Annotated in this window: 17 protein-coding genes; 2 read left to right on the top strand and 15 right to left on the bottom strand. The window is 62.6% G+C overall.

The genetic code is table 11. From position 1 onward, the window contains the following. Positions 1-257 precede the first annotated feature (257 nt). Genes ACQZ6J_RS13900 through ACQZ6J_RS13910 form a run of 3 tightly spaced genes read right to left on the bottom strand, consistent with a single transcriptional unit; the run spans position 258 to position 3,133 of the window. Positions 258-965 (bottom strand): uridylate kinase, encoded by a 708-nt coding sequence (locus tag ACQZ6J_RS13900; RefSeq protein WP_449084484.1) that lies wholly within the window; start codon positions 963-965, stop codon positions 258-260. A gap of 60 nt (positions 966-1,025) precedes the next feature. After that, positions 1,026-2,162 (bottom strand): AAA family ATPase, encoded by a 1,137-nt coding sequence (locus ACQZ6J_RS13905; protein WP_449084485.1) that lies wholly within the window; start codon positions 2,160-2,162, stop codon positions 1,026-1,028. Between the two features lie 26 nt (positions 2,163-2,188). After that, positions 2,189-3,133: a GNAT family N-acetyltransferase gene (locus ACQZ6J_RS13910; RefSeq protein ID WP_449084486.1), complete on the bottom strand. Its 945-nt coding sequence runs from the start codon at positions 3,131-3,133 to the stop codon at positions 2,189-2,191. 246 nt (positions 3,134-3,379) lie between these two features. Between ACQZ6J_RS13910 and ACQZ6J_RS13915 the strand changes: the two genes are divergently transcribed. Both ACQZ6J_RS13915 and ACQZ6J_RS13920 read left to right on the top strand, forming a co-directional pair. Next, a complete protein-coding gene (locus tag ACQZ6J_RS13915; RefSeq protein WP_449084703.1) occupies positions 3,380-4,315 on the top strand; it encodes a tyrosine recombinase XerC in 936 nt (311 codons plus the stop codon). Positions 4,316-4,445: 130 nt separating this feature from the next. After that, positions 4,446-5,537: a TraB/GumN family protein gene (locus ACQZ6J_RS13920; RefSeq protein ID WP_449084487.1), complete on the top strand. Its 1,092-nt coding sequence runs from the start codon at positions 4,446-4,448 to the stop codon at positions 5,535-5,537. Here ACQZ6J_RS13920 and ACQZ6J_RS13925 read toward each other — a convergent pair. The 12 genes from ACQZ6J_RS13925 to mdh form a co-directional block, all read right to left on the bottom strand. After that, on the bottom strand, positions 5,515-6,027 hold the full coding sequence (locus tag ACQZ6J_RS13925; protein WP_449084488.1) for a DUF2867 domain-containing protein: 513 nt from the start codon (positions 6,025-6,027) through the stop codon (positions 5,515-5,517). The two genes, ACQZ6J_RS13920 and ACQZ6J_RS13925, sit on opposite strands and share 23 nt — an antisense overlap. A 202-nt stretch (positions 6,028-6,229) precedes the next feature. Continuing rightward, entirely contained in the window at positions 6,230-9,091 is a 2,862-nt protein-coding gene (locus ACQZ6J_RS13930) for a M16 family metallopeptidase (RefSeq protein ID WP_449084489.1), read from the bottom strand. Positions 9,092-9,205: 114 nt separating this feature from the next. Next, a complete protein-coding gene (lpdA, locus tag ACQZ6J_RS13935) occupies positions 9,206-10,612 on the bottom strand; it encodes a dihydrolipoyl dehydrogenase (protein ID WP_163987037.1) in 1,407 nt (468 codons plus the stop codon). A gap of 28 nt (positions 10,613-10,640) precedes the next feature. Next, the gene (locus ACQZ6J_RS13940) at positions 10,641-11,279 is read right to left on the bottom strand and encodes a LysE family translocator (RefSeq protein WP_163987038.1); all 639 of its coding nucleotides are present in this window, start codon (positions 11,277-11,279) and stop codon (positions 10,641-10,643) included. 18 nt (positions 11,280-11,297) lie between these two features. Beyond that, positions 11,298-12,053: an SDR family oxidoreductase gene (locus tag ACQZ6J_RS13945; RefSeq protein WP_163987039.1), complete on the bottom strand. Its 756-nt coding sequence runs from the start codon at positions 12,051-12,053 to the stop codon at positions 11,298-11,300. Beyond that, positions 12,050-12,571, bottom strand: coding sequence for a hypothetical protein (locus ACQZ6J_RS13950; RefSeq protein ID WP_449084490.1), 522 nt, complete (start codon positions 12,569-12,571; stop codon positions 12,050-12,052). The genes ACQZ6J_RS13945 and ACQZ6J_RS13950 overlap by 4 nt, the downstream gene beginning before the upstream one ends. Before the next feature lie 2 nt (positions 12,572-12,573). After that, positions 12,574-13,323, bottom strand: a complete 750-nt coding sequence (locus ACQZ6J_RS13955) for a DUF4241 domain-containing protein (protein ID WP_163987040.1) — start codon at positions 13,321-13,323, stop codon at positions 12,574-12,576. Positions 13,324-13,337: 14 nt separating this feature from the next. Further along, positions 13,338-14,564, bottom strand: coding sequence for a 2-oxoglutarate dehydrogenase complex dihydrolipoyllysine-residue succinyltransferase (gene odhB / locus ACQZ6J_RS13960; protein WP_449084491.1), 1,227 nt, complete (start codon positions 14,562-14,564; stop codon positions 13,338-13,340). A gap of 245 nt (positions 14,565-14,809) precedes the next feature. Further along, entirely contained in the window at positions 14,810-17,794 is a 2,985-nt protein-coding gene (locus ACQZ6J_RS13965; protein ID WP_163987042.1) for a 2-oxoglutarate dehydrogenase E1 component, read from the bottom strand. Between the two features lie 175 nt (positions 17,795-17,969). Further along, complete coding sequence (gene sucD, locus ACQZ6J_RS13970; RefSeq protein ID WP_163987043.1) at positions 17,970-18,872, bottom strand: succinate--CoA ligase subunit alpha; 903 nt, start codon at positions 18,870-18,872, stop codon at positions 17,970-17,972. A 6-nt stretch (positions 18,873-18,878) separates the two neighbouring features. Beyond that, positions 18,879-20,075 carry an ADP-forming succinate--CoA ligase subunit beta gene (gene sucC, locus ACQZ6J_RS13975; RefSeq protein ID WP_163987044.1) on the bottom strand — a complete coding sequence of 399 codons (1,197 nt, stop codon included), beginning with the start codon at positions 20,073-20,075 and terminating at the stop codon, positions 18,879-18,881. 27 nt (positions 20,076-20,102) lie between these two features. Then, positions 20,103-21,065 (bottom strand): malate dehydrogenase, encoded by a 963-nt coding sequence (gene mdh / locus ACQZ6J_RS13980; RefSeq protein ID WP_163987045.1) that lies wholly within the window; start codon positions 21,063-21,065, stop codon positions 20,103-20,105. Between the last annotated feature and the right edge of the window lie 8 nt (positions 21,066-21,073).

Genomic DNA, 21,073 nt, shown 5'->3' on the forward strand with positions numbered 1-21,073 from the left:
GATCGGCTGCATCGATATCCCCAACGTTCCCTGGCCCTTTGCAATAAACAAAGATTATTCGATTTTGCATCGAGTGGAAACCTGAGGCTGTTCGGATTTCCGCGTGATGGACAGCAACCAATGTACCAGCCCCACACGGCCCACGCCGCCAGCATTGGGAGGAGAACATGCTGTTCATTGCGGGTTTTGCGGGCGCCGCCTCAAAAAACGCACCGAGCAGATTGGAAGAGCTCATCTGCTACAAAACTTCAGTAATGCTAGAGATTGTTTTGCACCGCAGACAACCTCCCACCCTCGCGAATGCGAAGCGCCGGCCGATCGAAATCGTCATTGTTGAAAATCGCGTCGGCGGCGAGAGCAGGCGCGGACAGGCTTTCATAGAGAGCAAAAGCGGGGCGATATCGATCGGCATAGAGCTGGCGGGTCGCATCCGTTCCGCCCAGAAGCTGGGTGTCGCGCGCAATGCCGCGCTGCTCGGAGACATGTTCCGCGGTTTCGACGAAGATCGCGAGGTCCCAGCCCTCGCGCAACTCCGGTCGCTGCAGAAAGGTGCCGTCAACAATGAGGATCGCATCATCGGGCGCAAATTGCGGGTGCTGTGCGATCGGCACGTCATTGTGCAGATCGAAGGATGCCGTGCGATACCATTGATCGCCGCCCGGCCCCAAAGGCTTCAGAAGCAGCGCGTTGATCGCGGGTAAATCGCGCGCATCGTGGTAATAACCCTCGGCCGAGTGCCGCCCGCGCGCATAGCGCTCCACCTTGGGCCGATGGAAGCCGTCGATCGAGGTGCGGATGATCTGCCGTCCGCTGGCCTTGAGGCATTCGGCCAGTTCGTTCGCCAGCGTGGTCTTGCCCGACGCCGTGCGGCCGTCGATCGCAATGCGGATCGGCCGCTCCGAGCCGAGGTTCGCAATCATAACAGCCAGCTCGTTCAGCAAAGCGGTCCTGCTTGAAGAGGTCATGTCAAAACGTCCATTTGGAATGCTTCAATGCCGTAAAAAAAAGCGAACGCTCCACGGCTGCTATTCATCATCCTCATCGATCTCGCCGGTGAGCCGCATGCCGTCGATCCAGGTGGAGCCGTCTTCGCGGACCACCCGGCGCGGCCTCGCCCCGCAGCGCTCGCGCACGGCCTCGGCCAAACGTTCGGAATGGGTGACGATCCAGATCTGGCTGGTCTTTGCCGCCTCGGCGATCATGTCGGCAAGCGGCGGCAGCATGTCGGGATGCAGGCTCGCCTCCGGCTCGTTGAGCGCGATCAGCGGCGGCAGACGATAGGACATCAGCGCCGCGGCAAGCCCGAGAAAGCGGATCTGGCCATCGGACAGCTCGCGCGGCTGGAAGACGCGGTTGGGAAATTCCGGCAGCATCAGGCCGAAATCCGCCGTTTCCCGCGGTTCGGGCACGACAAGGCGCGCTCCGCCAAGTGCGGCCGCAACAACCCGGTCAAGCTCGACAGTATCTTCGCGCGTGTGGACGAGCGTGGCGAAGACGGCGGCGATATTGGCGCCGTCCTCATCGAGCATGGGCGCGGTGACCGCAAGACATGGCGCACGCAGCGGCGAACCGCGGTCGGTGCGGAAACCATGATAGAACCGCCAGGCATCGACGGCGCGGCGGAAGGTGCCGACCTCGGGAAAATATCCGGCATCGCCGAGCAGCGCGATCGCGGTCTCCGAGGTCAAGGCCTGCTCGCGGTGCTGCTCCATGCGGCCGGTCTCTCCGCGTACGGAAATGCCGGGACCTTCGCGCTTCATCATCGTCACCGGCCGCCGTCCGGTCTCGAGCGACAGTTCCTCGGCCTTGACTTGCGGCTCCAGCGGAAATCCGGCGGATGCGCAGGGCGGACGCATGCCCGCCTCGATCCAGTAACGGAAGGTTGCCGCTCTTTCCGGATCGAGCAGCTCGACATCGAAGTGGATGCGGGCGGACTCATGCGACCGCCGCTTGCCCGACCACATGGCCGAGAACATGCCGCCCTCGCTGGAAATCTCATGCGCCAGCCGCCCTCGAACCGCCGCCTGCACGAGCTGCAGCGAGCGATAGAGGTTTGATTTTCCGACACCGTTCTCGCCGATGAACAGGTTGACGTCGGACAGATCCATGCGGATCGAGCGCAGGGAGCGATAGTTCCGGGCAGACATGGAGCGAAGTTGCATGCCCCGGGGTTTAACCGATTCCGATATTAAAGAGAATGCGAAACCAGGGTCTCGTCCTCTTTGGAAGGCGCAAGCGGCGAGAAGGTTGCATTGCCGTCGGCCGCAAGGTCGAGGACCGTGTGTTTCTCCAGCGCCTTCGTCACCTCGTTGACGTCGCCGTCCAGATGCTCGACGGGAATAAGGTTGCCGATGAGAAAATCGAAGCGGTCGCCACGCTTGTTCAGCAGCTCGTGAAACACCGTCATGTCGCGCAGCTCGGTCGACCATTTGGCGAACCAGTAGAACAGGCCGGAATTGCGCGCCGTCAGGTGAACGGGCAGGATCGGCAGGTTGTATTTGCGCGCCAGGCCCACGGCCGAGGTCTTCCAGGGGCGCTCGTTCAGCTTGCCATTCGCCCAGTAGGCGATGCGACCGGATGGAAAAAGCACGGTGACCTTGCCTTCGGCGACGGCTCGGTTGGTCAGCTGCAGCGTCTCGCGCGTCTTCGGCTTGCTTTTGTATTCCTCGCGCCATTCGACCGGGATAATCATCTCGGCGAAGCGTGGATTGACCCGCACGGCATCGCGATTGGCGAAGATCATCATGTCGGGCCGGCGCGACTTCAGGAGATCGAAGACGGCGACGCCATCGGCGATGCCTGTTGGATGATTGCTGACGAGAATGAAGCCGCCGGACGCCGGAATACGATCGTCATGGGTGACGCCGATGTCGAGCCGCAGCAGGTCGCTCATATATTCGAAGCACTGAAAGCCCGAAAGCTTGGCAACGTCATCGGCGAATTCGATTGCCTTGTTGTAGCGCAGCAGCGTGTAGAGAAAGGGGCGCATGACCGGCCAGAGCGGATTGCGGACGATCTTCTGCCCGCGCTCGGCGATCAGCGTATCGACGATGTGTCCCGGCTGGCCCTGGGACACCAAAGCGATCGCCTCTGCAAGCTGTCCCAGTGCAGTTATCGAACCGCGGCGTGCCATGAAGGGTCCTGAATGGTTGGGATATATTCTATCGCAATCGAATATGATCGAAGCATGACAAGCGCCTCGCATATGGCCGCCGAACCATCCGGGATCCGGGGTCGGCCCATATGCCGTTTCCTTCCAAATGCAGCCGCGCAGGCAGTACGATGGAAAACGTACCGGAAGCAGCGGGAAAGTTAGCGATTCCATAACCTTCCTTCCTCCAAAGTGGCAGAAGGAATCCGAATTTCAAGGGGTTTTCCACTGAACGAGTTGTTGATCATCGCCGACCCAAGGTTGATGGCCGAGCGCAGCCGCTGGCTCGACACGCTGGGTCACGAGCGGCGGCTTTCGGCCCATACGCTGAATGCCTATGAGCGCGACACCCGGCAGTTCCTGGCCTTCCTGACCGGCCATCTCGGCGGTCCGGTAACGATCGAGGATATCCACGCACTTCGCCCTGCCGATTTTCGCGCCTTTCTGGCCGCACGCCGAAAGGATGGCGCCGGGGCGCGCTCGCTGGGGCGCAATCTCGCCGGCCTTCGTTCACTTTTGCGCTACCTCGAGAAGAAGGGCCTGGTGAATGCCGCCGGCGCGGCCGCGGTGCGTTCACCCAAGCAGCCGAAATCGCTTCCCAAGCCGCTGTCCGACAAGCAGGCGATCACGGTCGTCAGCGACGAGGCGCAGCTGCACGAGGAACCATGGATCGCCGCGCGCGACGCGGCCGTGCTGACCCTGCTTTACGGCTGCGGCCTGCGCATTTCCGAAGCGCTGGATCTGAAGCCGCAGGATTTTTCGCCGGGCGCGACTTCGCTGCGCATCACCGGCAAGGGCAACAAGACGCGGCTGGTGCCGCTGCTGGCAATCGTCGTCGAGGCGGTGGATCACTACCGCGCGACATGCCCCTACCATCTCGATGCCGACGGCCCGCTCTTTCGCGGCGCGCGCGGCGGCAAACTGCAGCCGGGCATCATCCAGCATGGCATGCAGAAGCTGCGCGGCGCATTCGGGCTGCCCGACACGGCAACGCCCCACGCGCTTCGCCACTCGTTCGCTACCCATCTGCTGGCCGGCGGCGGCGATTTGCGCACCATCCAGGAATTGCTCGGCCATGCCAGCCTATCGACCACGCAGGTCTATACCGGCGTCGATTCCTCGCGGCTGCTCGAAGTCTACGACCGCGCCCATCCACGCGCGTAAGGAAAGATTAACCTCTCGCGTTAAGGGAATCTCCGTCTCGAACGAATAGAGCAGAAGGCTGTGCTGGCATGCCTCCCGAAAGCCGCTTTCGAGCGCTAGGAGTCGTGCCCTCTGCGAACGGAAGGTTTTGATGATTTCTGCCCTTGGATCCAAGACGATGCGATCGACGAAGCCGACGCGCGGCGATATCCTCCTTTGGCTTGCCACGGCCTTTCCGTTGATGCTGGCTATCGTGCTGCTCGTGACCCTGCTGACGCTGCAGCCGGCCCATGCCGAAGGCGGGGTGTCCGACAGCTGCGGCGGCAAGGATCTCATGGCGGAACTTCAAAAGACCGATCCGGCAAAATACGCCTCGATCATCGCCGCCGGCGACAAGGTGGAAAACGGCAAGGGCATTTTCTGGAAGATCGAGAAGCCCGGCCTGAAACCGTCATGGCTGCTCGGCACCATGCACGTCTCGGATTCGCGCGTGCTCACCTTGCCGAAGGGTGCGGCAGACGCGGTTGCCGCGGCCGACACGATCGTCGTCGAATCCGACGAAATCCTGGACGACAAGAAGGCGGCGGCCGCCCTCTTCGCCAATCCGTCGCTGACGATGCTGACCGATGGTTCCACCATCAGCGAGCATCTGTCGCCGGAAGACAATACTCGCCTTGAGGAGGGATTGAAGGCACGCGGCCTGACGCTGGCCGCCGTCTCGCGCATGCAGCCCTGGCTGATCTCGAGCTCCTTCGAAATGACGGGCTGCGAGGTTCGCCGCAAGGCCGGCGGCGCAAAATTTCTCGATCAGAAGCTGGCGACCGATGCCGCAGCCGAGGGCAAGCAGGTCAAGGGTCTGGAAACGCTTGCCGAACAGGCCAAGGCCATGAGCGACCTGCCGATCGCGCTGCACCTGAAATCGCTGATGCAGACGCTGGAACTGGGCGACAAGATCAACGACGTCAACGAAACGATGACCGACCTCTATCTCGATGGCAATATCGGCGCGATGATCCCGATGCTGAAGGTGATCGAGCCGGACCAGACGATCACGGACGACGATACCACCGCCTTCGAGCAGCGCATCATCCTCGACCGCAACAAGATCATGGCCGAGCGCGCAGCGCCGGTTCTCGACAAGGGCAACGCCTTCATCGCCGTCGGCGCGCTTCATCTCGTCGGCGATCAGGGTCTCGTGGCACTGCTGCGCGGTCAGGGTTTTACGGTAACGGCCGCGAACTGAGCGCCCGCATGCGCTTGCCTAAATCGGCAAGCATCGTCGCGACGATCAGCCGATGGAACGGCGCGATCAGAGCGATATAGATCCGGCCAAGCAGTATCTTGCGCCTGACGAGCGTGGTCGTATCCACAAGCCGGCGCCCTTGCTCGTCATTCCGGACATCGATGACGACCCGAAAATCCAGATGCCGATCGTCGAAGCCAAGCACGATCTGGCTGTCGGATTTGCTGACGACCGGAAAGAACCCGATCTTTTCCAGTCCATCCGCCTGATGGCCGCTGGAAGACCTCAGCCCGAACGGACCGGTCGCCGCGTCGCGCAATCGCAACAGGAGCCGTACCCATAGCGGAAAACGGGTGAGCATGCTCCGTGCAGCGGCACCGGCGGTAAGATCCGATGTCGGGATCTGGAGTTCGAAGCAATCCGCCCAATCGGCATCCGGCAAAGCAGGATGCGGCATATTCGGTTCCACCATCAGAGGTCTTGCAGACATCGCGTCATCCGTTGATTTGCAGTCACCGCACTCTAGCACAGGGTGCAAATCGACCCGAATCACAAACGCCGGATGCGGCAATTTGGCCGGCTGATCGCGGCCACGGCAATTCCAGTAAAAGTGCTGCGCACTCTTCCATCCGGAATCGCGTAGAAGCAAAGAGATAGGGCAATTCCGCGCTTCGATGAAACGCGGAATCTCTTTAGCGAACGGCCGATCCGTTAACCGGCAATATCTTCAATCGCCAGGAGGCATCCGGCTTCAGATATGTGGTTGCGATGGTGCGGACATCCTGCGCGGTTACAGCCTCATAACCGCTGATGCTGCTGCGGATCCGCTCCAGGCGCCGGGGATCCGTCTGGGCATTGCGAAGGTTCTGAAGCCAATAGCCGTTGGTCTGTTGCGAACGCTTTACCGCTTCGACGATCGGAACCTTGGCCCGCGTCAGTTCGTCGGGAGAAACGTCTCCATTGCGCAGCTCGTCGGTAATCTTGTCCACCAGCTCGAAGAAATGATCCACCTTGGCGGGGATAGTCTCGACATAGGCATAGGCAAAGCCATAGCCGGGAATCGACCGGGAGAGATCGACATCGCCCTGAGGGCTGTACGTTGCCCCTTCCGCAAGGCGGAATTGCTCGATCAGGCGGTTCTGCAGGATGGCTCCGGCCACATTGGCCGCAGCCGCTCTCGGCAGATCGGAGAGGAAATCGCCGATCGGCATGGCGACGGCGGCACCGGCACTATCGTTTCGCCCATCGTGCAGCCGGACGACCGGTTCGGACGTTGGCGCGGGAAAATGCACGTCGGCCCCGTCCGTTTTACTCTTCTCGTCGCCACGCGCCGGCAGCGCGCCAAAAGTCTGCGCGGTCATGCGGATGGCGTCATCGACCTCGACGTCGCCCGCGATGATGACTTCGATCTGTCCCGTTGCAAGAAGCGGCCGCAGGAGCGCCTCGAAATCTTCCGGCTTGGCATCGAGCAATTGCGTCCGGTCCGGAAATGTCCAGCGCGGATCGTCGGAATGCAGAAGACTGGAGAAATCACGCTGGAGCACGGTGCCCGGCGTGGCCTGAAGCTGCGTAAGAGTATTCAGATAGGCTTGCTGGACCCGCTTGAAGACATCGGGACGGTAAGCCGGATCGGAGACATAGGCCGTCAGAAGCTGCAACTGCGTCTGCAGGTCTTGCGGACGTGTGGCACCCTCGAACTTGAAGTCCGAATCCTGAATGGAGAAATCGCTGCCGACAACCTTTGCCGCAAAGGCCTTCTGCATGTCGTCGTAGCTGATGGCCTTCAGGCCGGACAGCGGCAGCGCCGGCGCAGCCCATATCGGCAGCAGGCGATCGTGCGGCAGGTCCAGCCGGCCATGGCCGATATTGGCGCGCACGAGCACCTCGTCCTGCCGGTACTTGGTGGGCTTGACGGTCAAGCGGACGCCATTGGCGAAACGGACCATCGTAATGCCGAGATCATCGACCGCACATCGTTCGACGACATCGCCCGGCTTTCCGAAATCGGTATAGGGCCATGCGACGGAGGCCGCATATTCCGGCGCCTTCACCGCTACGGCGCGGGAAGCGGCATAGACCTTTTCGACAGCCGCATCGCCGCCATCGGGCATTTGCGGAACCTGCAGCACGAGTTGCGGACCGTTGCCGGCGAAGACGCGCTGAAGAGCTTGGTTGACGTCATCCGCAGCCAGGCCTTTCATCGCGGTATCGAACAAGGCGAGGTCTTCCGCGGGCGAGGTGAAGACCAGGTTCTCGCCGGCGCTCCAGTTGAGCGTGCCGGCAATGTCCGGGCTCGTGCGCGTTGCCGCTCCGCCAGCCGCGGCCTGCAGCATCGAACGATATTCGGCGATTTCACGGTCGATCTCGCTCTGGTCGACGCCGAACTGCGCGATGCGGCGCTGCTCCTGGTCGATTGCGGCAAGCGCGGCCTGCCACTTGGCGGGATCGCTATCGGCCGCAATCATCGCGATACGAGCCGATTTGAACACATCCTGGGCGCCGGCTTGCGCGCTGACGAAGGGCGGATTGGGCTGCTGCGCCAACACCGACAGGCGCCGGTTGAGAACGGCAAGACCGATGTCCTCGACCAGCTGCGCGCGGCGCTTGGCAGCCGTATCCGGCGAGGCGTCATAGGGCCGCGTCCATACGATCTGAACGCGGGTCGCACCGCCGGGCACGACGACCGTGCCGACACGTTCTCCGTGCTTTTCAGGCGTGCCGAGGTCAGGGTCCGCCGGCGCGGCCGTGGCTGCGGTCCAATTGCCGAACCGATTACGGATATCGGCTTCGACAGCGGCGGCATCGATATCGCCGACGACGATCAGGGTGGCGCGATCCGGTCGATAATAGGTTCGGTAAAAGTCCCGCACCAGATCGACCGGAGCGTTGCTGATGATATCGGTCTTGCCGATGGGCGAACGCTGCGGCACGAGCTGGCCCGGCAGCACCTGATCGAGGAAACCGATCCCGCCGCGATATTGCGGCGTGTCGCGCAGTTTCTCTTCCGAAAGAATGACGCCGCGCTCGCGGTCGAAGGCGCCCGCATCGAGCTTCAGCTCGCTGGCGGTTTCGCGCATCAGCATCAAGCCGGTCGAAACGGTCTCGGGATCGGCCTCCGGCAGATCCAGCGCATAAACGGTTTCGCCATAGCTCGTGGAAGCGTTGGTATCCGCGCCGAAGGCAAGGCCGAGGCGCTGGAGGATGCGCACCATCTCGCCTTCGGGAACATGGGTCGACCCCTTGAAGGCCATGTGCTCGAGAAAATGCGCCAGGCCGCGCTGGTCATCGCGCTCCTGGAGGGAGCCGGCGCCGATGCGGAAGCGGATGGCCACCTGACCCGAGGGCGTCGCGTTGTGCATGACGGCAAAGCGCATGCCGTTCGGCAGCGTACCGAAACGGATCCCCTGTTCCACCGGCAGGTCGCTGACCGCCTGCGGCCAGCCCACGACGGGCGCTTCGGCATGCGCGGGCGCCGCAACGGTGACGAGGAGAGCGAGCGCGCTCGCAACGAAAAGTTTTACGGATGGGTGAGCGGCTGGGATTTGACGTGACATGCTTGCTTTGTTGATGAGAACGAGTCGATGATGCGATGCACGGGAGCCCCGTTCATCGCATCATCGGGCAAGCATTGCAATCCTGGCGCGGAACCCGGCGGAAACCGCCGGTTCTTACATGTGGATCGGCTTGAAGAAGGTCGCGAGCGCTGCTTCCTTCACGGCTTCCGACATGGTCGGATGCGCATGGCAGGTGCGGCCGAGATCTTCCGAAGAGCCGCCGAATTCCATCAGCACGGCAATCTCGTGGATCATCTCGCCGGCGCCGAAGCCGACGATATGGCCGCCGAGAACCCGATCCGTTTCCTTGTCGGCCAGGATCTTGACGAAACCGTCCGTCGCCAGCATGGCGCGGGCGCGGCCGTTGGCGGAGAACGGGAACTTGCCGACCTTGTAGGCGATGCCCGCTGCCTTCAGCTCTTCCTCGGTCTTGCCGACGGAGGCGACTTCCGGCTGCGTATAGACGACGCTCGGGATGACGTCATAGTTCACATGGCCGGCCTGGCCGGCGAGGATTTCGGCCAGCGCCACGCCCTCGTCTTCCGCCTTGTGCGCGAGCATCGGGCCCTTCACCACGTCGCCGATGGCATAGATGCCGGCGACATTGGTCTTGAAGTGGCCGTCGATCTCGACGCGGCCGCGATTGTCGAGCGCAACGCCAGCCTCTTCGAGGCCAAGGCCTGCCGTGTAGGGCTTGCGGCCGGTCGCAACCAGCACGACGTCGGCATCGAGCACGACCTTGTCGCCGCCCTTGACCGGCTCGAAAGTAACCTTCGCGCCGTTGCCGGATTTTTCGACGCCGACCACCTTGGCGCCGAGATGGAATTCAATGCCCTGCTTGGCCAGCATGCGCTGGAACTGCTTGGAAACTTCGCCGTCCATGCCGCCGAGGATGCTGTCGAGATATTCGACGACAGTCACCTTGGCGCCGAGACGCGACCAGACCGAGCCCAGCTCGAGGCCGATGACACCGCCGCCGACGACGATCAACTTGCCCGGCACCTTGTCGAGCGCGATGCCGCCGGTCGAGGAGATGATGACCTTTTCGTCGATTTCGAGCGGAACGCCCGGAATGCCGGCAACGTCGGAGCCGGTGGCGATGACGATGTTCTTGCCCTCGATCTCGGTCACCTTGCCGTCGTCGGCCGTCACGGCAACCTTGCCGGCGGCAACGATCTTGCCGGTGCCCTGGAAGGCGTCGATCTTGTTCTTCTTGAAGAGGAAGGCGACGCCGTCGACGTTCGACTTCACGGTCGCATCCTTGTGCGCCATCATCTTCGGAAGATTGAGCGTCGGCGCGGCAACCTCGACGCCGAGCGCATCCATGCCATGGCCGGCATGATGGAACATTTCGGAAGCGTGCAGCAGCGCCTTGGACGGAATGCAGCCGATGTTGAGGCAGGTGCCGCCGTAGGTCGCGCGCTTTTCGACGACCGCGACCTTCAGGCCGAGCTGCGCTGCCTTGACTGCACAGACATAGCCGCCGGGGCCGGTTCCGATAATGATCACATCGTAGGACATGGTTTAATTTCCTTGTTTTGTATCTTTGTTAGTCGGTCGCCCGTGCCAAGGCGAGGCGGATGCCGAAGCCGACGAGCGCCGCTCCGGTGATGCGGTTGAACCATTTGCCGCCGGCGATGAAGCGATCGCGGACCGGCTTGACGGTGAAGAAGGTGGAGACGCCGGCAAACCAGGCGACGAGCGCCGTTGCCATGCCGATGCCGTAGCTGAACTGGATGAGCGCCGGCGTGTCGTGATGGACCAGCGTCGAAAACAGCGACAGGAAGAACAGCACCGGCTTCGGGTTAAGCGCATTGGTGACGAAGCCCGTCGCCAGGCAGCGCCAGACAGAAACCGGCTTGCGGTCTTCCTCGGTGATCTCGACATCCTTCACCTTGAAGCCCGGCTCGCGGAAGGACTTGATGCCCAGGTAGACGAGATAGAGGACGCCCGCCCACTTGATCATGCTGAACAGCATCAGCGACTGCGACACGATGAGCCCCAGGCCGAGAATGGTGTAGCTGATGTGGAACAGCAGCGAGAAGCCCATGCCGAGCCCGGTCATCATGGCGGCGCGGCGGCCATGTACGATGCTCTGGCGCAGGATCACGGCAAAGTCCGCGCCGGGAACGACGATGAAGATCGAGAACACCGCCATCAGGCCGAGGAATTCGAGAATATACTGCATGTCACTTGTCCATTCTGATCAGCGGCCGCCGCTCACGTCGAGCAGAGCACCCGTAATATAGGATGCGTGAGGACTGAGGAGGTAGAGGATGGCGTCGGCAACCTCGTCGGACGTTCCGGCACGCTTCATCGGCAATTGCGGCGCGATGTCGCGCGCCCGATCCGGCAGGCCGGCGGCGGCATGGATATCCGTATCGATGATGCCGGGCCGGACCGCGTTGACGCGGATGCCTTCCGACGCCACCTCACGCGCAAGGCCGACCGTGAACGTATCGATCGCTCCCTTGGAGGCGGCATAGTCGACATACTGGCCGCCGCCGCCGAGCGTTGCGGCCATGGAGGAGACGTTGACGATCACCCCGCCCTTGCCCCCATGGCGGGTCGACATGCGGCGCACGGCCTCGGCCGCGACCAGCATCGAGCCGGTGACGTTGATGCGGAACATGCGGTCGAGCCGTTCCGGCGTCATCTCGTCCAGGCGCTGGATGACATCGACGATGCCGGCATTGTTGACGAGGCCGTCGATCCGGCCGAAATACGCGTCGACCTTGGCGAAGACGGATTTGATATCCTCGGGCTTGCCGATATCGCCGGCAACCGCGATCGCCTCGCCGCCGGCGTCGCGGATCGTCCCCACCACGGCCTCGGCCGCATCCTTGTTGGACGCGTAGTTCACCGCCACGGCCCAGCCATGCTGGGCGGCGGCCAGGCACACCGCGGCACCGATGCCGCGGCTACCACCGGTTACGAGAAGAACAGCAGCACTCTCGGTCATTGGTAGCATCCTTTCAGACTGAGGACATCCCAAGGTGCGACGGTCGCCTTTCCCTCGCCCCAGAGAGACGACTTCTGGATCGAAGGTCCAAGCGCCGGCAGGAAAAGCCGGTCCGCCGCGTTCTCGCCTTCCGCTGGCAGTGCACGGATATGGCCCGTCAGATCGGAGGCATAGACCATGCCCTGCCAGACGGTGCAGGCTCTGAGATCAGCCCCAGTTACGTCGCCTTCGGGGCATTCGAACATGATGCGGCCATCGGCGCGCAATTGATCGTCGCTGCGCATGACGACGCCATCGGCAACGACGGCGGTGTTGCGCACCGCAAGCTTGAACCTGTTGCTGACCGCCGACTCCGATCCCATCGGCTCGAACCGCAGCTCGTAGGCATTGTCCATATCGACGTAGACGGCCTTTTCCTGCACGCATTCGTCAGCATAGGCAGATACCGGATTGATCGCGAAGGCCAGCATCATCCAATGCGTCGAGGCCAGTCGTGCCATCGTGCTTTCAGCCAGCATGGTCACTCCCCTCCCGGCTCGCGCCGGCCATCGGCATTTTCGGTCACGCCGAAATCGGTGAACAGAACCAGCGGCCTGCCGTCGGCATCGAGGCCCCAGAAAACCGGATAGAAACCGTCGCCCCAGCCGCTCCAGAAAACGGCGACATTGCCACGCTTGCCCGGTATCGGCCGATGCATGGCGTATCTGTCGTCGTTCACTCCGAGTTCGGAGGCCAGGACGTCGTCATAGTAATTGATATCGGGCGATGCCTTCTCTGCCCGAACCTGCGTTTCGCGCTCCTGGATCAGAGCATAGGTCTCGGCATCCATATAGCAGCCAAGACCGGCATCGACGGGATAGCCGAAGAATTCGTCGCCCTTCAGCGAACCGATATCCTGGCCCGGGATCAGCGCCAGCTCCCAGCGCACCGGCCTGCCCTCGGCAAAGCGCATGCCGGCAGCGGCGATGCGGCCGAAGGCTTCGTAGAGCGTGACGGGATAGTCGCCGGGAGGAACCGTCCGGACAAACGCCGCGCGATCGGGCCCGACGAGCGGATCGCTGGCGACGACGCGCCCGGAGGTCAACTCCACCTTGCCGACATGGAGAGCCTTGATCGAGCGGGCGGCGAGATCGGCGTCGCTGAGCGACGCCAGATCGAAGTTGCTGCTGAGCCTGGAAATGTCGAGCTCACCCGCGCCGGCGGACGATGGTATCCATGCGGCGACAGCGCACAACAATCCGTGCAGCGTCCGCATGGGCCATGTCGACATGATCCACCGCTCCCTTAGAGATCGAGAACCAGACGTTCCGGATCTTCCAGGCTTTCCTTGACGCGCACGAGGAAGGTAACCGCTTCCTTGCCGTCGACCATGCGATGGTCGTAGGAAAGCGCCAGATACATCATCGGACGGATGACGACCTGACCGCCGATGGCGACCGGACGTTCCTGGATCTTGTGCATGCCGAGAATGCCCGACTGCGGCGCGTTCAGGATCGGCGAAGACATCAGCGAACCGTAGACACCGCCGTTGGTGATGGTGAAGGTGCCGCCCTGCATGTCGGCCATCGATAGCGTTCCGTCGCGGGCAGCCTTTGCCAGACGGCCCAGCTCCTTCTCGACCTCGGCGATCGACATCTGGTCGGCATCGCGGATAACCGGAACGACGAGACCCTTGTCGGTCCCGACGGCCATGCCGATGTGGCAGTAGTTCTTGTAGATGATGTCGGTGCCGTCGATCTCGGCGTTGACAGCCGGCAGTTCCTTCAGCGCGTGGGTGACGGCCTTGGTGAAGAAGCCCATGAAGCCGAGCTTCACGCCATGCTTCTTCTCGAAGATGTCCTTGTACTTGTTGCGCAGGTCCATGACGGCCTTCATGTCCACCTCGTTGTAGGTGGTGAGCATGGCGGCGGTGTTCTGCGCATCCTTGAGGCGGCGGGCGATCGTCTGGCGCAGGCGGGTCATCTTGACGCGCTCTTCGCGGCTGACGTCCTCGACGGCGGTCGGCGCGCGCGCTGCGACCGGAGCAGCCGGTGCGGCTGCCGGCGCCGAAGCGGCCTTGGCAACGGCGGCGATGACATCGCCCTTCAGCACCTGGCCGCGCTTGCCGCTGCCCTCGACCTGATCGGCGGAGAGATTGTTTTCAGCGAGCAGCTTGGCAGCGGCAGGAGCCGGCGGCATGGAAGAAGCCGGAGCGGAAACGGCAGGCGCCGCAACCGGAGCGGCAGCGGCTGGGGCCGGAGCAGCAGCCTGCGCCGGAGCGGCGGCAGCGCCGTTGCCGGCGGAGATTTGGCCGAGCAGTGCGCCGAGGCCTACGGTCTCGCCGGCCTGGGCAACGATTTCGGACAGGGTGCCGGCCGACGGTGCGGGGACTTCGATCGTCACCTTGTCGGTTTCAAGCTCGAGAAGCGGCTCATCGGCCTTGATGGCATCGCCGACCTTCTTGAACCAGGTGCCGACGGTCGCTTCGCTGACGGATTCGCCGAGGGTAGGAACGCGGATTTCAGTGGCCATTGTTCAAATCCTGATTTTCGTCATTATGAGTTAGATGGAATTCCGGCGACAGACGGCCGGGGGACGGGTGATGCGCCGTGACGCAATCGCCCGGACGACGACAGTGGCCGACCGGGCATTTGCTTGATCCTGGCGATAGGCGGCATGTTTCTGCATGGCGGCCATCTTCTCCCCCGTCGCATCATGCGGAAGGCTGGGACGCGACGACGCAATCTTCAAACGAAAACCGGTCATCGCGCAACCCCTCAACCGCCGAGCGCGTCCTCGAGGAACGCCGCAAGCTGCGACAGATGCTTGGACATCAGGCCCGTCGCCGGAGAGGCGGCGGCCGGACGGCCGGTGTAGCGAACGCGCTGGTACTTGGCATCGATGTGGGCGAGCACCCATTCCAGATACGGATCGATGAACGACCATGCACCCATGTTCTTCGGCTCTTCCTGGCACCAGACCATTTCCGCGTTGCGGAAGCGGCTGAGCTCGTTGATGAGCGCCTTGGCCGGGAAAGGATAGAGCTGTTCGATGCGCAGCAGGTAGATGTCGTCGATGCCGCGCTTCTCGCGCTCTTCCAGCAGATCGTAGTAGACCTTGCCCGAGCAGATGACGACGCGACGGATCTTGTTGTCCTTCTGCAGCTTGATCGGGCCGTCCTTGATCAGTTCGGCATCGTCCCACAGCAGGCGATGGAACGAGCTTTCGCCCGCCATCTCCGCCAGCGTCGACACGGCGCGCTTGTGGCGCAGCAGCGACTTCGGCGTCATCAGGATCAGCGGCTTGCGGAAGTCGCGCTTCAGCTGACGGCGCAGGATGTGGAAGTAGTTCGCCGGCGTCGTGACGTTGGCGACCTGCATGTTGTCCTCGGCGCAGAGCTGCAGATAGCGTTCCAGGCGGGCGGAAGAGTGTTCCGGACCCTGGCCTTCATAGCCATGCGGCAGCAGGCAGACGAGGCCGGACATGCGCAGCCACTTGCGTTCGCCCGACGAGATGAACTGGTCGAAGACGACCTGCGCACCGTTGGCGAAGTCGCCGAACTGGGCTTCCCACAGGGTCAGCGCGTTCGGACGGGCCAGCGAATAGCCGTATTCGAAGCCGAGAACCGCTTCTTCCGACAGCATCGAGTTGATGACTTCGTAACGGGCCTGGGTCGGCGACAGGTTGGCGAGCGGGATGTAGCGCTCTTCGGTCTCCTGATCGTAGAGAACCGAATGACGCTGCGAGAAGGTGCCGCGTTCGCAATCCTGACCGGACAGGCGGATCTTGTGGCCTTCGACGACGAGCGAACCGAACGCCAGGGCTTCCGCCATGGCCCAGTCGATGCCCTCGCCGGTCTGCACCATGTTGGCGCGGTTTTCCATGAAGCGCTGGATGGTGCGGTGTGCGTGGAAGCCTGCCGGGATTTCCGACAGCTTGCGGCCGATATCCTTCAGCGCCTTCATCGGCACGGCAGTCTTGCCGCGGCGCTGCTCGTCGGCATTGTCGGCCGTATGCAGGCCGGACCACTCGCCATCCAGCCAGTCGGCCTTGTTCGGCTTGTAGGACTGGCCGGCCTCGAACTCCTGATCGAGATGGGCGCGCCAGTCGGCCTTCATCTTTTCGACTTCGCCTTCGGTCAGCACGCCTTCGCTGATCAGCCGCTGCGAATAGATCTGCAGCACCGTCTTGTGGGCGCGGATGACCTTGTACATGTTCGGCTGCGTGAAGGACGGTTCGTCGCCTTCATTGTGGCCGTAGCGGCGGTAGCAGAACAGGTCGACCACGACAGGCTTGTGGAACTTCATGCGGAATTCGGTTGCGATCTTCGCAGCGTAAACCACGGCTTCCGGATCGTCGCCGTTGACGTGGAAGATCGGCGCTTCGATCATCTTGGCGACGTCGGACGGATAGGGCGACGAGCGCGAGAAGGCCGGATTGGTGGTGAAACCGATCTGGTTGTTGATGATGACGTGCATCGTGCCGGCAACGCGATGACCGCGCAGGCCTGACAGGCCGAGGATTTCGGCAGTTACGCCCTGACCGGCGAAAGCCGCGTCGCCGTGGATCAGCAAGGGCACGACCTTGGCGCGTTCCGACAATGGGATGATGTCGCCATCCCATTGGGTGGCGCCCATATCCTGCTTGGCGCGGGCCTTGCCCATGACGACGGGATTGACGATTTCCAGATGCGACGGGTTCGCCGTCAGCGAGACGTGCACCTTGGCGCCGTCGAAATCGCGGTCCGAGGAGGCGCCGAGATGGTACTTCACGTCACCCGAACCTTCGACTTCGTCGGGAGCGTAGGAGCCGCCCTTGAACTCGTGGAAGATGGCGCGATGCGGCTTGCCCATGACCTGGGACAGCACGTTCAGACGGCCGCGATGGGCCATGCCGAACACGGCTTCCCGGAGGCCGAGCTGGCTGCCGCTCTTGAGAATCTGCTCGAGCGCCGGGATCAGCGATTCGCCACCGTCTAGGCCGAAACGCTTGGTGCCCTTGAACTTGACGTCGAGGAACTGTTCATAGCCCTCGGCTTCGATGACCTTCTGCAGGATGGCCTTCTTGCGCTCGGGATTGAAAGCGATCCCCTTGTCGACGCCCTCGATGCGTTCCTGGATCCATGCCTTCTCTTCCGGATTGGAGATATGCATGAATTCGACGCCGAGCGTCGAGCAGTAGGTGCGCTCGAGGATCTCGATCATCTCGCGTACGCTGGCATATTCGAGGCCGAGCACGTTGTCGATGAAGATCTTGCGATCGAGGTCCGCCTCGGTGAAGCCGTAAGCTTCCGGCGACAGTTCCTTGTAGTCTTCGACGGGAGCGGCGATGCCGAGCGGGTCGAGCTTGGCATGCAGATGGCCGCGCATGCGATAGGCACGGATCATCATGATGGCGCGGACGGAATCGCGCGTCGCCTGCAGGACGTCGGTCGTGTCGGCCGGGGTGCCGGCGACTTCGGCCTTCGCCTTCAGCTTGGTCTCGATGACCTTTTCGACAACGCCCCAGTCGCCGTCGAGCGCGGAAACCAGGTCGCCCTTCGCCGGGATCGGCCAGTTCTTGCGCTGCCAGGAGGCGCCCTTGGCCGCCCTCTTCACGTCGTCGGGGCTATCCTCGAGCGCCTTGAAGAAAGACCGCCATTCGTCGGAGACCGATGAAGGATCGTCCTCATAGCGCGCATAGAGCTGCTCGATATAGGCAGCGTTGGCGCCATCCAGGAACGAGGTGATCTGAAACTGCTCGTTGGCTTCTTGCCTTGCCATGGTGAATCTGCGGACGCTTTCGCCCGTCTCCCAACTTGTTTGCATTGCCGGTTTTCGGGTCCCCGGCGACCGTATTTCACTTGAGGCCGTCAAGGCCGTAAGTCAGCATCTGCGAATTTCGAAACCGGACGGGACGAGATAGCCGCCACCCCGTCCGGCCTTGCTATAGGTAGGGTCAGCCCTTGAGGACTTCCACCAGAGTCTTGCCGAGACGCGCCGGCGACGGCGACACGCGGATGCCTGCCGATTCCATTGCCGCGATCTTGTCTTCCGCGCCGCCCTTGCCGCCGGAGATGACGGCGCCGGCATGGCCCATCGTGCGGCCGGGAGGTGCCGTGCGGCCGGCGATGAAGCCGACCATCGGCTTCTTGCGGCCCTTCTTGGCTTCGTCCTTGAGGAACTGGGCCGCGTCTTCTTCAGCCGAGCCGCCGATTTCGCCGATCATGATGATCGACTTGGTTTCGTCGTCTGCGAGGAACATTTCCAGGATGTCGATGAATTCCGTGCCCTTGACCGGGTCGCCGCCGATACCGACGGCCGTCGTCTGGCCGAGGCCTTCGTTCGTGGTCTGGAACACGGCTTCATAGGTCAGCGTGCCGGAGCGCGAGAGAACGCCGACGGAGCCCTTCTTGAAGATGGAGCCCGGCATGATGCCGATCTTGCATTCGTCCGGCGTCAGGACGCCCGGGCAGTTCGGCCCGATCAGGCGCGACTTGGACTTGATGAGGCGATCCTTGACCTTGACCATGTCGGCGACCGGAATGCCTTCCGTGATGCAGACGATGAGCGGGATCTCGGCTTCGATCGCTTCGAGGATCGCAGCTGCAGCACCTGCCGGCGGCACGTAGATGACCGAGGCGTTGGCGCCGGTGGCTTCCTTGCCTTCGGCGACCGACTTGAAGATCGGCAGCTTTTCGCCCTTGGAGCCGGTCCAGGTCTCGCCACCCTTGGAGGGGTGGATACCGCCGACCATCTTCGTGCCGTGATAGGCAAGCGCCTGCTCGGTGTGGAAAGTACCGGTCTTGCCGGTCAGGCCCTGAACCAGAACCTTCGTATCTTTGTTGATGAGGATCGACATCTTGCCTCAGGCTCCCTTGACTGCCTTAACGATCTTCTGGGCGGCATCGTCCAGGTCATCGGCAGAGATGACGTTGAGACCGGATTCGTTGATGATCTTCTTGCCGAGCTCGACGTTGGTGCCTTCGAGGCGCACGACGAGCGGAACCTTCAGACCGACTTCCTTGACGGCCGCAAGCACGCCTTCGGCAATGACGTCGCACTTCATGATGCCGCCGAAGATGTTGACCAGAATACCCTGGACGGCCGGATCGGCGGTGATGATCTTGAAGGCGGCCGTGACCTTTTCCTTGGTAGCGCCGCCGCCGACATCGAGGAAGTTCGCCGGCTCGGCGCCGTAGAGCTTGATGATGTCCATGGTTGCCATGGCAAGGCCGGCGCCGTTGACCATGCAGCCGATGTTGCCGTCGAGCGCGACATAGGCCAGGTCGTATTCGTGGGCCTGGATTTCCTTCTCGTCCTCTTCCGAGGTGTCGCGCAGGGCGCGGATGTCTTCGTGACGGAAGAGCGCGTTGCCGTCAAACGAGACCTTGGCGTCGAGGACGCGGAGGCGGCCGTTGGTCATGACGATCAGCGGGTTCACTTCCAGCAGCGCCATGTCCTTTTCGACAAAGGCCTTGTAGAGGATCGGGAAGAGCTTGGCAGCGTCCTCGCGGGCAGCCCCTTCGAGCTTCAGCGCGTCGGAAAGAGCAGCCGAGTTGGCGGCCGTGACGCCCGTCGACGGATCGATGGCGACGGTGATGATCTTTTCCGGCGTATCGTGCGCGACGGTCTCGATGTCCATGCCGCCTTCCGTCGAAACGACGAAAGCGACCTGACCGACCGAGCGGTCGACCAGGATCGAGAGATAAAGCTCGCGATCGATGTCGGCGCCGTCTTCGATGTAGAGGCGGTTGACCTGCTTGCCGGCCGGGCCGGTCTGCTTGGTCACCAGCGTGTGGCCGAGCATTTCCTTGGCGTTGGCGACGACATCGTCAACCGACTTGGCCAGGCGAACGCCGCCCTTGGCGTCCGGGCCGAGTTCCTTGAACTTGCCCTTGCCGCGGCCGCCAGCATGGATCTGGCTCTTGACGACGTAAAGCGGACCTGGAAGCTGCTTGGCAGCGGCGGCGGCCTCATCGGCGGAGAAGATGGCAACGCCGTCCGCGACGGGTGCGCCATAGGTCTTCAGCAGCGCCTTGGCCTGGTATTCATGAATGTTCATGGACTTATCCCTGTTGGAACGCGGAAATTACTTCAGCGACGGCGCGATGGTGGCGCAAGCTTCGCAAAGACCGGCAACGGCCGCGACCGACTTGTCGAAGGCTTCCTTCTCGGCCTTGTTCAGATCGATCTCGATGACGCGCTCGATACCGCCGGCACCGATAACGGTGGGAACGCCGACATACATGTCCTTTACGCCGTACTGGCCGTCGAGATGCGCGGCGCAAGGCAGGACGCGCTTCTTGTCCTTGAGGTAGGATTCAGCCATCGCGATGGCCGAAGCGGCCGGAGCGTAGTAGGCCGAGCCGGTCTTCAGCAGGCCGACGATCTCGGCGCCGCCGTCACGGGTGCGCTGGATGATCTCTTCGAGGCGCTCGGCAGTGAGCCAGCCCATGGTGACGAGGTCGGTCAGCGGGATGCCGGCAACGGTGGAGTAGCGGGCGAGCGGAACCATCGAGTCGCCATGGCCGCCGAGAACGAAAGCGGTGACGTCTTCGACGGAAACGTTGAATTCCTTGGCGAGGAACAGGCGGAAGCGCGAGCTGTCGAGCACGCCGGCCATGCCGACGACCTTGTTGGTCGGCAGGCCCGAGAACTTCTGCAGCGCCCAGACCATGGCGTCGAGCGGGTTGGTGATGCAGATCACGAAAGCGTTCGGGGCATACTTCTTGATGCCGGCGCCGACCTGTTCCATGACCTTGAGGTTGATGCCGAGCAGATCGTCGCGGCTCATGCCCGGCTTGCGGGCAACGCCGGCGGTGACGATGCAGACATCAGCGCCTTCGATCGCGGAATAGTCACTGGCGCCGGTCAAGTTGGCGTCGAAACCTTCGACCGGAGAAGACTGGGCGATGTCGAGACCCTTGCCCTGGGGAATGCCGTCCGCGATGTCGAACAGGACGATGTCGCCCAGTTCCTTCAGGCCGGCGAGATGCGCCAGCGTGCCACCAATCATGCCAGAACCAATAAGTGCGATCTTGTTGCGCGCCATTTCGGTGT

This window comes from Rhizobium sp. A37_96, assembly GCF_053521765.1.

Bases quoted from the DNA above. Each gene is read 5' to 3' on its own strand.
- ACQZ6J_RS13965 (WP_163987042.1), bottom strand. From the start codon at position 17,794: ATGGCAAGGCAAGAAGCCAACGAGCAGTTTCAGATCACCTCGTTCCTG.
- sucC (WP_163987044.1), bottom strand. From the start codon at position 20,075: ATGAACATTCATGAATACCAGGCCAAGGCGCTGCTGAAGACCTATGGC.
- ACQZ6J_RS13920 (WP_449084487.1), top strand. From the start codon at position 4,446: ATGATTTCTGCCCTTGGATCCAAGACGATGCGATCGACGAAGCCGACG.
- ACQZ6J_RS13925 (WP_449084488.1), bottom strand. From the start codon at position 6,027: ATGTCTGCAAGACCTCTGATGGTGGAACCGAATATGCCGCATCCTGCT.
- ACQZ6J_RS13945 (WP_163987039.1), bottom strand. From the start codon at position 12,053: ATGACCGAGAGTGCTGCTGTTCTTCTCGTAACCGGTGGTAGCCGCGGC.
- ACQZ6J_RS13910 (WP_449084486.1), bottom strand. From the start codon at position 3,133: ATGGCACGCCGCGGTTCGATAACTGCACTGGGACAGCTTGCAGAGGCG.
- sucD (WP_163987043.1), bottom strand. From the start codon at position 18,872: ATGTCGATCCTCATCAACAAAGATACGAAGGTTCTGGTTCAGGGCCTG.
- odhB (WP_449084491.1), bottom strand. From the start codon at position 14,564: ATGGCCACTGAAATCCGCGTTCCTACCCTCGGCGAATCCGTCAGCGAA.
- ACQZ6J_RS13930 (WP_449084489.1), bottom strand. From the start codon at position 9,091: ATGTCACGTCAAATCCCAGCCGCTCACCCATCCGTAAAACTTTTCGTT.
- ACQZ6J_RS13900 (WP_449084484.1), bottom strand. From the start codon at position 965: ATGACCTCTTCAAGCAGGACCGCTTTGCTGAACGAGCTGGCTGTTATG.
- ACQZ6J_RS13940 (WP_163987038.1), bottom strand. From the start codon at position 11,279: ATGCAGTATATTCTCGAATTCCTCGGCCTGATGGCGGTGTTCTCGATC.
- ACQZ6J_RS13950 (WP_449084490.1), bottom strand. From the start codon at position 12,571: ATGCTGGCTGAAAGCACGATGGCACGACTGGCCTCGACGCATTGGATG.
- ACQZ6J_RS13955 (WP_163987040.1), bottom strand. From the start codon at position 13,323: ATGTCGACATGGCCCATGCGGACGCTGCACGGATTGTTGTGCGCTGTC.
- ACQZ6J_RS13905 (WP_449084485.1), bottom strand. From the start codon at position 2,162: ATGCAACTTCGCTCCATGTCTGCCCGGAACTATCGCTCCCTGCGCTCG.
- mdh (WP_163987045.1), bottom strand. From the start codon at position 21,065: ATGGCGCGCAACAAGATCGCACTTATTGGTTCTGGCATGATTGGTGGC.
- lpdA (WP_163987037.1), bottom strand. From the start codon at position 10,612: ATGTCCTACGATGTGATCATTATCGGAACCGGCCCCGGCGGCTATGTC.